This window comes from Janthinobacterium lividum, from assembly GCF_034424625.1.
Lineage (GTDB): Bacteria > Pseudomonadota > Gammaproteobacteria > Burkholderiales > Burkholderiaceae_D > Janthinobacterium > Janthinobacterium lividum.
Genome location: NZ_CP139976.1, coordinates 3,169,014 through 3,180,243, shown reverse-complemented (window position 1 = coordinate 3,180,243; position 11,230 = coordinate 3,169,014). Strand labels below are relative to the sequence as shown.

Genomic DNA, 11,230 nt, shown 5'->3' with positions numbered 1-11,230 from the left:
TTTAAAGATATATTCAATATACTACTTTAAAAGCACAAGGACGGCTATCGGCAAAAAGAACTAGCGAAATAGATGGCAGTGGGCTTGGGTCCGACCCGGCGGGCCAGACCCTTCTACCGGGCTACTTGCCCTGGCGGTGCTCGACCGCATACACGGCCGCCTGCACGCGACTGGTGAGGTTGAGTTTTTTCAGCACGTTCTGCACGTGGATCTTGACCGTGCTTTCGGCCAGGTCGAGGGTGCGGGCGATGCCCTTGTTACTCTCGCCGCGCGACAGGCAGTCGATGATTTCCTTTTCGCGCGGCGTGAGCTTGTCGAGTTCCGACACGGGTTCCTCGCGCCGCGTGCCCGCCTGCAGCTGCGCCACCAGCTTGCCCGTCATGGCTTCGGCGATGACGACTTCGCCGGCGGCCGCGCGGCGGATGGCGCGCACCAAGTAGTCGGCATCGATATTCTTGATCAGGTAACCGCAGGCGCCCGCGCGCAAGGCCGTCGCCAGGTCTTCCGCGTCTTCCGACACGGTCAGCATGACGATGGCCGTGTCGGGGCAGTCATGCTGCATCAGTTGCAGCGCTTCCACGCCGGACATGCCGGCCATGTTCAGGTCCAGCAGCACCACGTCGGGCTGCAGCTGGATGGCGCGCTTGATGCCTTCCACGCCATCGGCCGCCTCGCCCACCACGGAAAAGTCCGTATGCCGCTGCAGCAGCGAGCGTATGCCGCTGCGGAACAGCGCGTGGTCGTCCACCAGCATGACAGTGATCGGTTTATCGGGAGTCTCCATTTTTTGTACTTTCAGGTAGTTACTTAGGCGGCGCGGCGCTGTTCGCGCGACAGGTGCAGTTCGACGGTCGTGCCGCCGCCGGGACAGGCATGCACGTCGAACGTGGCGTCGATGCGCTGTGCGCGCTCGCGCATGATATGGATGCCGACATGGCTGTCGCCCTTTTCCAGCACGGCGGCAGCATCGAAGCCGACGCCATTATCGCTGATCGTCAAGGTAAAGTCCTGGTGATCGGCGAGGCGCACCTCGACGTGGCTGGCCTGGGCGTGCTTGCGGATGTTCGACAGCGCTTCCTGCACGATGAATAATAACTGCAATTGCTGCTCGCGGGGGAATGGCGCGCCGTCGACGTCGGCCAGCAGATCGGCCTCGATGCCTGTCTGGCGGCGGAATTTGTCGACCGCCGCGCGCAGGGAGCCGATCAGGTCATCCTCCATCAGGCGGCTGCGGAAGTTCGCCAGCAGCTCGCGCACGTCCTCGTAGCTTTCCTTCACGCCCGCATGCAGGGCCGGCACGATGCCCGCCACCTCGTCGAAACGGGCGTTGCGCACGGAGTCGTCGAGCATCTGCACTTGCAGGTTGAGGAAATTGAGGCTTTGCGCGATGCTGTCGTGCAGGCCTTGCGCCACCAGGTTGCGCTCTTCGGAAATGGCCATTTCGCGCTCGCGCGCGGCCAGGCGCAGGTTTTCCAGCGCGATGCCCAGCAGCTGGCCCAGGGTTTCCAGCAAGGCCAGCTCGCGCGCGGAAAACACGCGCGCATGGCGGAAATGCAGGTTGAAAAAGCCCAGGTGCTGTTCGTGCGCGTGAATATGGAAGACGGAGACGGTGGCAAAGCCTTCGCGGTGGCAGCGCAGCTCGTGCGCCTTGTCGATGCGGCGCATGTCGTGCACCTTCGCCACCTTCATCTCGACGGCCGTGCCGCACAGGCAGTCGCCCACCTTCAGGCAATGCTCGGACGCCACCAGCTCCTCGGACAGGCCGTGGTGCACCACCATGTGCAGGTTGCCCCGCTCGGCGTCGAGCACGCGCACGGTGGAGCCGTCGGCTTCGAAATAGTCGACGATGCGCTGCATGAAGCCGCCGCAAATATCTTCCAGGGGCTGCGGGCGCTGCAAAAAGGCGGCGCTTTCGTACAGCAGCGCCAGTTCGCGGTTGCGGTATTCGAGGGTGGCCGTCTTGCTGCGCACGCCCTCTTCCAGGTTGCCGTACAGCGCCTGCAGGCGGTCGGCCATCTGGTTGAAGCCACTGGCCAGCTGGCCGAATTCGTCATTGCTTTCCACTGCCAGGCGCACGCTGAAATCGCGCTCCTTCATGCGCTGCATGCCAAGGCGCAGCCGCGTCACCGGTTCGATGATCAGCATGAACATCAGGTAGATCATGCTGACCGTGCCGATGACGGCCATGCCGACGAGGATCAGCTGCGAGGCGCGCAGCCAGAAAGTGCGCTGTTCGCTATCGTGTTCGATCAGGCGCACCAATTGGTCGACCTGCCCCACGAAGGTATCGGCGTCATGCTCGAACTGGCGCGCGCGCGCGATGGAATCGGCGGCCAGCGCGGACGGACGCAGGGCGCCGCGCCAGGCAACGCCGATGCGCTCGAATTCCGATTTGATGGCCGTGCTGGGAGGCAGGAACAAGGGGCGCTGCGGGTCGCCGTGGCCGATCTTGGCCAGGGTCTCGTCGATCAGCATCGCCTGCTGGCGCGCCTGTTCGCGGGCGTCGCTGGCAAGCAGCAGGGTCAGGCGGTAGGTCTGCATGCGCAGCCGGCCCGTCTCGTTGATGGCGGCCGAACTGCCTTCCAGCTGCCACGACAGGAACAGGGTGCAACCGATGGCGCTCAGGGCCAGCACCAGCATGAGCAGCAGCGCACCGACGATCTTGGTCGACAGCTTCTGCCAGGAGGAAAACATCGCCTTGAATTTCATACCGCCCTTGAATGTAAATGCAAACTGCCTCAGCCGCCCGTCTGTGCCATGAACCGGATGATTTTATCGGGCTGCGTATTGAAATCATGCTGCTGCGGCTTGAGTTCGATGGCGGCGCGGATCGCCGCTTCGATCTCCGCATCCGTGGCCCCGCCGCGCAGCATGGGGCCGAAGGCGAATTTCTCTTCCTGGCCCAGGCACAGGTACAGGGTACCATCGACGGACAGGCGCACGCGGTTGCAGGTGGCGCAAAAATGCTGCGACATGGGCGTGATGAAGCCGATGCTCGAGCGCCCGTCGGCTGTCGCCAGGTAGCGCGCCGGCCCGCCACCGAGCTCCATCGCCTGCGGCACCAGGCCAAAGCGGGCCGCCAGGCGCTCGCGCACGGGGCCCAGCGGCATGTAGCAGGCATTGCGGCCCGTGCTGCCCATGGGCATGGCTTCGATCAGGCGCAGGATGAACTGCTGCTCGATGCAGAACGCCGCCATGGCCTCGATCTGGCCGTCATTGACGCCGCGCATGGCCACCATATTGATCTTGATCGGGTCGAAACCGGCCGCCTTGCCCGCCATCAGGCCATCTAAAATCGGTTGCAGGCTGTCGCGCCCCGTGATCTGCTGCATGCAGGCGCGGTCGAGCGAATCCAGGCTGACGTTGATACGGTCCACGCCCGCCGCGCGCAAGGCGACGGCATGCTTGCCCAGTTGGGTGGCATTCGTCGACAGCGACAGGTCCTGCAGGCCAGGCAGCGCCGTCAGCCGCTGCGCCAGTTGCGGCAGGTTGCGCCGCAACAGGGGCTCGCCGCCCGTCAGGCGCACGCGGCGCGTGCCGAGGCGAACGAAGATGCCCAGCAGGCGCTCGATCTCGTCGAACGTCAGCCAGTCCTTCGGTTCCTCGAAGCCGCGAAAGCCCTTGGGCATGCAGTAACTGCAGCGCAAATCGCAACGGTCGGTAACGGACAGCCGCACATAATCGATCGAACGGCCAAAACGGTCCTGCAACTTGACGCTACCCATGACGCTACTCCTGTTTCTTTCTTGATTGTAAAGGCTGGGGCACGATCTGGCTGTGCCCCAGAAGGCCTAGCGGCCTACGCCTTTCGGACTACGCCTTTCAGCCTACTGAACCAGCGGACTGGCTGTGCCTTCCAGCTCGACACCGGCGATCTCCGCGCGCCCCACCAGCAAGTGCAGGTACTGGTGCACGGCGCGCTGCCACGCGGCGCGCGACAGGCGGTCGGCGATCTGCGCCTGCACCGCCTCATAGGCGATGGCCTGGCCTTCGACGCGGCGCAGTACTTGCACGATGTGGTAGCCGAAGCGCGTTTCCAGCAAATGGCCGGCCAGCGCGCCCTCTTCCAGGCGGAACAACAGTGCGTCGAATTCCGGCACGCTCTGGCCCGGCGACAGCTGGCCCAGGTTGCCCCCCAGGGCGCCGGACGGGCAGTTCGAATACTGCGCAGCGAGTTCGCCGAAGCGCTCGGGCGCCAGTTTCAGGGCATCGAGCACGGCTTGCGCCGTCGTGCGCAGCAGCTCCAGCGGCGCCTCGGGCGTCACCTGGAACAGGATGTGGCGCGCCTCGACCAGCGCCCCGCTGCTGAACAGCTGCGGGCGCTGCGCATAAAAGGTGCGGCAAGCCGCATCGTCGGCGGGCGGCACGCGCACTTCCTGCGCAAACAGCGCTTCGATGCGGTCGTCAGTACTGCCACCCTGCACGCCGAGGCGTTCGGCTTCGTCGAGCAGGAGCCGGCGCAGCACCAGTTCATGCACGGCCTGTTTCAGCGGATTGCCGGCGCCGTCGTGATGCGGCAGCTCCTGCGCGATGTCGGCATCGTCGATATCGATGCCATTGACGGAGATTCCCATGATGTAGCTCCTTTCTTAGCGGCGGCGCACCAGTTGATAGGCGCGGCCCAGATATCCAATGGCGCCAAAGCCGCTCCACACGTGCACCAGGCGGGTGAACGGGAAGATGACGAACAGCGACATGCCCATGAACAGGTGCAGCTTGAACACCAGCGGCGCATCGACGATGAAGCTGGCCGCGTCGCCGCGGAAGGTCACGATGTGCTGCGCCCAGTTCATCAGCAAGACCATCATGTGGCCATCCATGTGCGAAGCCGAGACGAAGATCGACGACAGGCCCAGCAGCAAGGTCAGCAAGATCCACACCATCACCAGCTTGTCGCCGGCCGTGGTGACGGCGCGCAGCCGTTCATTGCCGAAGCGGCGCGCCAGCAGGATCAGGATGCCGACCAGGCACAGGCCGCCCATCACGCCGCCGGCCGCCATGGCCACGCCCTGCTTCAGGCTATGCGACACGCCCAGGGTATCCCATACCCAGACAGGGGTCAGCAAGCCGGCCGCATGGCCGAACAGCAGGCCGATGATGCCGATGTGGAACAGGATATTGCCCAGGCGCAGGCTGCCGCGGTGCAGCAGCTGGCTGGAATCGGACTTCCACGTATATTGCTCGCGGTCGAAACGGATCAGGCTACCCAGGAAAAAGATGGCCAGCGCGATGTATGGATAAATGCCATACACAAATTGATGCAAGTAATTACTCATGATGTACTCTCCTCATGCGGACGCGATTCAAGCGGCGCGCCGCGGCTGCGGGTGAAAATGCACGGGATGGACGCCGCCCGGCGCTTGGCGCAGCAACGGCTCGACGCCGTCCGCACCGGGACCGAAGGTTTCCAGCGCTTCGTCCATGTCGCGCACCGGCGGTTCGGCCAGCATTTCTGCCGCCACGGGGCTCAGGCGTTCGAGCAGCGTGAAGACGGGCGCGTACGGGCTGCCGTTGGCCGTCAGCTTGCGGCCGATGTGCGCCAGCACGTGGACGGCATCGCCCAGCAGCGGTGCCGAGACTTCCTCGTCGAGCTGTGCCAGAAACTCCAGGAACAGGGGCACGAAGTCGGGCAAGTCGTCGCCCACCATTTGCAGGCCGTGGCGCTTGTATTCCTCCATCAGGTCGACCATGGCCTGGCCCCGGTCGCGCGATTCGCCGTGGATATGCTCGAACAGGTGCAGCGAGTGCGACGGATTGCGGTCGAAGGTGGCCACGTACTGCTGCTGCAGGTCGATCAGGCTGCTGCTTTCCAGGTGCGCCAGCAAGGGCCGCAGCAGCGCGTGCTGCTCCGGCACGGCCGCCAGCGCGGCGCCGAGCTGCGGCAGGTGCGCGATCAGCTCTGGCTCGGGATACAGCAGCAGGCGAGAAAGGACTTGGTAGTGATGCATAGCGTGTTCCATATGAGCTCCTTAAGCGCCTGGCGCCGTTTTGCGCGACTTCGGCATCTGCATGAAGATGGCCGAACCGTGCTTTTTCTTGCCGAACAAGGTCGGCTCGCTGGTGCCGTCCGAGCAGCCATTGCCGAAGCTGAAGCCGCACGAACCCTTCTCGTTGAAACTGTCCTCGGCCATTTCCTTGTGGCTGCTGGGGATGACGAAGCGGTCTTCGTAATTGGCGATGGCCATGATGTGGTACATGTCCTCCACCTGCGCCTTGGTCAAGCCCACCTGTTTCAGAACCGTGAGGTTCTCCACCTTCTCGACGGTCTTGCTGCGCATGTAGGCACGCATGGCCAGCATGCGGTCCAGTGCCGTGACGATGGGCGGCTGGTCGCCGGCCGTCAGCAGATTGGCCAGGTACTGCACGGGAATGCGCAGGCTTTGCGTGTCCGGCAGCATGCCGTTCACGCCCAGCTTGCCCGATTCGGCGGCCGCCTGGATCGGCGACAGCGGCGGCACGTACCACACCATCGGCAAGGTGCGGTACTCGGGATGCAGCGGGAACGCCACTTTCCACTCGACGGCCATCTTGTAGACGGGCGACTTGACGGCCGCTTCCAGCCAAAGGTCCGGGATGCCCTGGCGGCGCGCCTCGGCGATGATGGCCGGGTCGTGCGGGTCGAGGAACAGATCGAGCTGCGCCTGGTACAGGTCCTGCTCTTGCGGCACGGAGGCGGCAGCCTCGATCCTGTCGGCGTCGTACAGCAGCACGCCCAGGTAGCGGATGCGGCCCACGCACGTTTCCGAGCACACGGTAGGCTGGCCCGCTTCGATGCGCGGGAAGCAGAAGGTGCACTTCTCCGCCTTGCCGGACGACCAATTGTAGTAAATCTTCTTGTACGGGCAACCGGAGATGCACATGCGCCAGCCGCGGCACTTGTCCTGGTCGATCAGCACGATGCCGTCGTCTTCGCGCTTGTACACGGAGCCGGAGGGGCAAGACGCCACGCACGTCGGGTTCAGGCAATGCTCGCACAGGCGCGGCAAGTACATCATGAAGGTGTTTTCGAACGTGCCGTACATCTCCTTCTGCATGTTGTCAAACAGCTTGTCCTTGCTGCGCTGGGCAAACTCGCCGCCCAGGTCATCTTCCCAATTCGGACCCCACTCGATTTTTTCCATCTTTTTCCCCGTCAGCACGGAGATCGGACGGGCCGTCGGCGGCGTCTGCGACAGCGGCGCGCTTTGCAGGTGCTCGTAGTCGTAGGTGAACGGCTCGTAATACTCGTCGATGGCCGGCAGGTTCGGGTTGGCGAAGATGTTGGCCAGGATTTTCAGACGGCTGCCCTGGCGCGGCTCGATCTTGCCCGCGTCCGTGCGGCGCCAGCCGCCATTCCACTTGTCCTGGTTTTCCCACTGCTTCGGATAGCCGATGCCCGGCTTGGTTTCCACGTTGTTGAACCATGCGTACTCGACGCCGTCGCGGCTGGTCCATACGTTCTTGCAGGTGACGGAACAGGTGTGGCAGCCGATGCACTTGTCCAGGTTCAGCACCATGCCGATTTGCGCTCTGATTTTCATACTATGCTCCTTCTTCCTGCAACGGGCCTTCGAGCCAGTCGACCTTGTTCATCTTGCGCACCAATACGAATTCATCGCGGTTGGAGCCCACCGTGCCGTAGTAATTGAAGCCGTACGCCAACTGGGCGTAGCCGCCGATCATGTGCGTCGGCTTGGGCACGGCCCGCGTCACCGAGTTATGGATGCCGCCCCGCTTGCCCGTCATCTCCGCGCCAGGCACGTTGATGATCTTTTCCTGGGCGTGGTACATCATCGTCATGCCGGCCGGGATGCGCTGGCTGACGATGGCGCGCGCCGTCAGGCTGCCGTTCACGTTGAACACTTCGATCCAGTCGTTGTCGACGATGCCGGCCGTCTTCGCGTCGGTCTCCGACAGCCACACGTGCGGTCCGCCGCGCGACAGGGTCAGCATGCGCAGGTTGTCCGAATACGTGGAGTGGATGCCCCACTTCTGGTGCGGCGTCAAAAAGTTCAGCGCCAGTTCCTTGTTGCCGTTCGGCTTGGTGCCCAGCAGCGCTTCCGTCGTCTTCGTATTGATGGCCGGCTTGTACACGCACAGCCCTTCGCCGAAATCGCGCATCCACAAATGATCCTGGTAGAACTGCTGGCGGCCCGTCAGGGTGCGCCATGGGATCAGTTCATGCACGTTGGTATAGCCGGCCGTGTAGCTGACTTCCTCGCTTTCCAGGCCCGACCAGGTGGGCGAGGAAATGATCTTGCGCGGCTGCGCCTGCACGTCGCGGAAGCGGATGCTGTCATGCTCGCGCGGCAGCGCCAGGTGCGTATGCTCGCGTCCCGTGATGGCGGACAGCGCGGCCCAGGCCTTGACGGCCACGTGGCCATTCGTTTCCGGCGCCAGCGACAAAATCATCTCGGCCGCGTCGATGGCCGTATCGAGGCGCGGCTGGCCCTTGGAGACGCCTTCTTCGAGCACCGTGCGGTTGACGCCGCGCAGTACCTCGACTTCATGCCCCGTTTTCCAGGAAATGCCCTTGCCGCCGTTGCCGATGGTTTCCAGCAGCGGGCCGATCGAGGTGAACTTCTTGTACACGTCGCGGTAATTGCGCTCGACCACCGTCATGTTCGGCATGGTCTTGCCGGGAATGGCATCGCATTCGCCGGCGCGCCAATCCTTGGGATCGAAAGGCTGGCCCAGTTCGCCCGGGGTGTCGTGCATCAGCGGCGTGAGGATGATGTCTTGCTGGGTGCCCAGCAGCTCGCCGCCGATTTCCGAGAATTTCTCGGCGATGCCCTTGTAGATTTCCCAGTCCGACTTCGATTGCCACAAGGGCTGCACGGCTTCCGACAGCGGGTGGATGAACGGATGCATGTCCGAGGTATTCAGATCATCCTTTTCGTACCAGGTGGCCGTCGGCAGCACCACGTCGCCATACAGGCAGGTGGTCGACATGCGGAAGTCCAGCACCACCAGCAGATCGAGCTTGCCTTCGGCGGCAGGACGCACTTTCACCTGCTTCGGCGTGATGCAGTCGTCTTCGTCGCTGAGCAAGCCGTTCTGCGTGCCGAGCAGGTATTTCAGGAAGTACTCGTGGCCCTTGCCCGAGCTACCGAGGATATTCGAACGCCAGACAAACATATTGCGCGGGAAGTTGGCCGGGTTGTCCGGGTCGTCGCACGAGAACTGCAGCTGGCCCGCCTTGATCTGGTCGAGCGCATATGCGGCCGGCGCCTGCCCCGCCGCCTTGGCGGCCTTGGCCACTTCCAGCGGATTGGTCTGCAGCTGCGGCGCCGATGGCAGCCAGCCCATGCGCTCGGCCTTGGCGTTGTAGTCGAGCAGGGTCAGGTCGCCCGTGCCGCCGGCCGCCGATGGCGAGGCGATATCGCCCGTTTCCAGCTTTTCATGGCGCCACTGGCTCGTGTGGGCATAGAAGAACGAGGTGCCATTCATCTGGCGCATCGGACGCACCCAGTCCTGGGCGAAGGCCAAAGGCGTCCAACCCGTTTGCGGACGCAGTTTTTCCTGGCCCACGTAATGGGCCCAGCCGCCGCCCGACTGGCCGATACAGCCGCACATCATCAGCATGTTGATGATGCCGCGGTACGTCATGTCCATGTGGTACCAGTGATTCAGGCCGGCGCCCACGATGACCATGCTCTTGCCGCGCGTCTGGTCCGCGTTTTCCGCGAACTGGCGCGCCACGGTGATGACGTCGGCGCGTTTCACGCCCGTGTGCTTCTCCTGCCAGGCGGGGGTGTACGGCACGTCGTCGTCATAGCTTTCCGCCACGTTTTCGCCGCCGAGGCCACGGTCGATGCCATAGTTGGCCAGGGTCAGGTCGAACACGGTGGTGACCAGGCCCGTCGTGCCGTCGGCCAGGCGGATGGTTTTCACCGGCACCTTGCGCAGCAGCATGTCGGACGCATCCTTGCCGCCGAAGTAGGCAAAGCCCACTTCCGTGACGGCATCGCTGTCGTTGATCATGGAGAGCATCGGCACGATAGGTTCGCCGCTGCCGCCCGCTTTTTGCTCCAGGTTCCACTTGCCCGATTCGCCCCAGCGGAAGCCGATGGAGCCTGCCGGCGCCGTGATGGCGCCCGTGGTTTCATCGATGACGAGGGTTTTCCATTCCGGATTGTTGGTTTCGTCGAGGTTGTTGTCCAGGTGCGAAGCGCGCAGGAAGTAGTCGGGCACCAGGGTGCCGTTATGCTCCTTGAGCAGCACCAGCATGGGGAAGTCCGTGTACTGGCGCGCATAGTCGCGGAAGTAGGCGCTCTGCCCTTCCGAGTGGAATTCCTTGAGGATGACGTGGCCCATGGCCAGCGCCAGCGCGGCATCCGTGCCCTGCTTCGGCGCCAGCCAGATGTCGCCGAATTTCACCATTTCGCCGTAGTCGGGCGAGATGGCCACGGTTTTCGTGCCCTTGTAGCGCACTTCCGTGTAGAAGTGGGCGTCGGGCGTGCGCGTCATCGGCACGTTCGAGCCCCACACCATCAGATAGGTCGAGTTGTACCAGTCGGCCGATTCCGGCACGTCCGTCTGCTCGCCCCACACTTGCGGGCTGGCGGGCGGCAAGTCGCAGTACCAGTCATAGAAGCTCAGGGCCACGCCGCCGATCAGTGACAGGTAGCGCGTGCCGGAGGCATAGCTGACCATGGACATGGCGGGAATCGGCGAAAAGCCGACGACGCGGTCCGGGCCGTATTTCTTGATCGTCAGCGCATTCGCGGCGGCGATGATTTCATTCGATTCGTCCCAGGTGGCGCGCACGAAGCCGCCCAGGCCGCGGATGGACTTGTACTGCTGCGAGCGCACGGGATCCTGGCTGATCCAGTCCCAGGCCGTGACGGGGTCCATGGTCTTGCGCGCTTCGCGCCACATTTCCATCAGGCGGCCGCGCACCATCGGGTATTTCACGCGCTGCGCCGAATACACGTACCAGGAATAGCTGGCGCCGCGCGGGCAGCCGCGCGGTTCGTGGTTCGGCAAGTCAGGCCGCGTGCGCGGATAATCGGTTTGCTGGGTTTCCCAGGTGATCAGGCCATTCTTGACGTATACCTTCCAGCTGCATGAACCGGTGCAGTTCACACCATGCGTGGAGCGCACGATCTTGTCGTGCTGCCAGCGCTGGCGGTAGGCGTTTTCCCAGGTACGGTCTTCATCGACCACGGTGCCGTGGCCGTTTGAAAACGGCTCGGCGGGCTTGCTAAAAAATTTCAGGCGGTCCAGAAAGTGACTCATGCTACCTCCA

8 protein-coding genes are annotated in these 11,230 nt (G+C 63.6%); all 8 read right to left on the bottom strand.

What is annotated here, in order from left to right; all coding sequences use genetic code 11:
* Positions 1–121: 121 nt before the first annotated feature.
* Entirely contained in the window at positions 122–784 is a 663-nt protein-coding gene (locus tag U0004_RS14380) for a response regulator (RefSeq protein WP_034781594.1), read from the bottom strand.
* 23 nt (positions 785–807) lie between these two features.
* Positions 808–2,694, bottom strand: coding sequence for a type IV pili methyl-accepting chemotaxis transducer N-terminal domain-containing protein (locus tag U0004_RS14375; protein WP_327076237.1), 1,887 nt, complete (start codon positions 2,692–2,694; stop codon positions 808–810).
* Positions 2,695–2,738: 44 nt separating this feature from the next.
* Positions 2,739–3,725 carry a GTP 3',8-cyclase MoaA gene (gene moaA, locus U0004_RS14370; protein ID WP_070256333.1) on the bottom strand — a complete coding sequence of 329 codons (987 nt, stop codon included), beginning with the start codon at positions 3,723–3,725 and terminating at the stop codon, positions 2,739–2,741.
* 102 nt (positions 3,726–3,827) lie between these two features.
* Positions 3,828–4,574, bottom strand: coding sequence for a peptidylprolyl isomerase (locus U0004_RS14365; protein ID WP_034781603.1), 747 nt, complete (start codon positions 4,572–4,574; stop codon positions 3,828–3,830).
* 15 nt (positions 4,575–4,589) lie between these two features.
* The gene (gene narI, locus U0004_RS14360) at positions 4,590–5,276 is read right to left on the bottom strand and encodes a respiratory nitrate reductase subunit gamma (protein ID WP_070256335.1); all 687 of its coding nucleotides are present in this window, start codon (positions 5,274–5,276) and stop codon (positions 4,590–4,592) included.
* Positions 5,277–5,303: 27 nt separating this feature from the next.
* Positions 5,304–5,960: a nitrate reductase molybdenum cofactor assembly chaperone gene (gene narJ / locus U0004_RS14355; protein ID WP_231958226.1), complete on the bottom strand. Its 657-nt coding sequence runs from the start codon at positions 5,958–5,960 to the stop codon at positions 5,304–5,306.
* A gap of 9 nt (positions 5,961–5,969) precedes the next feature.
* Positions 5,970–7,520, bottom strand: a complete 1,551-nt coding sequence (gene narH / locus U0004_RS14350) for a nitrate reductase subunit beta (protein WP_070256337.1) — start codon at positions 7,518–7,520, stop codon at positions 5,970–5,972.
* Between the two features lies 1 nt (position 7,521).
* A complete protein-coding gene (locus tag U0004_RS14345; protein ID WP_070256339.1) occupies positions 7,522–11,220 on the bottom strand; it encodes a nitrate reductase subunit alpha in 3,699 nt (1,232 codons plus the stop codon).
* Positions 11,221–11,230 lie beyond the last annotated feature (10 nt).

What these genes read in the sequence shown, in the direction of transcription:
- U0004_RS14380 (WP_034781594.1), bottom strand. Translation starts at nt 784, where the DNA reads ATGGAGACTCCCGATAAACCGATCACTGTCATGCTGGTGGACGACCAC.
- U0004_RS14375 (WP_327076237.1), bottom strand. Translation starts at nt 2,694, where the DNA reads ATGTTTTCCTCCTGGCAGAAGCTGTCGACCAAGATCGTCGGTGCGCTG.
- moaA (WP_070256333.1), bottom strand. Translation starts at nt 3,725, where the DNA reads ATGGGTAGCGTCAAGTTGCAGGACCGTTTTGGCCGTTCGATCGATTAT.
- U0004_RS14365 (WP_034781603.1), bottom strand. Translation starts at nt 4,574, where the DNA reads ATGGGAATCTCCGTCAATGGCATCGATATCGACGATGCCGACATCGCG.
- narI (WP_070256335.1), bottom strand. Translation starts at nt 5,276, where the DNA reads ATGAGTAATTACTTGCATCAATTTGTGTATGGCATTTATCCATACATC.
- narJ (WP_231958226.1), bottom strand. Translation starts at nt 5,960, where the DNA reads ATGGAACACGCTATGCATCACTACCAAGTCCTTTCTCGCCTGCTGCTG.
- narH (WP_070256337.1), bottom strand. Translation starts at nt 7,520, where the DNA reads ATGAAAATCAGAGCGCAAATCGGCATGGTGCTGAACCTGGACAAGTGC.
- U0004_RS14345 (WP_070256339.1), bottom strand. Translation starts at nt 11,220, where the DNA reads ATGAGTCACTTTCTGGACCGCCTGAAATTTTTTAGCAAGCCCGCCGAG.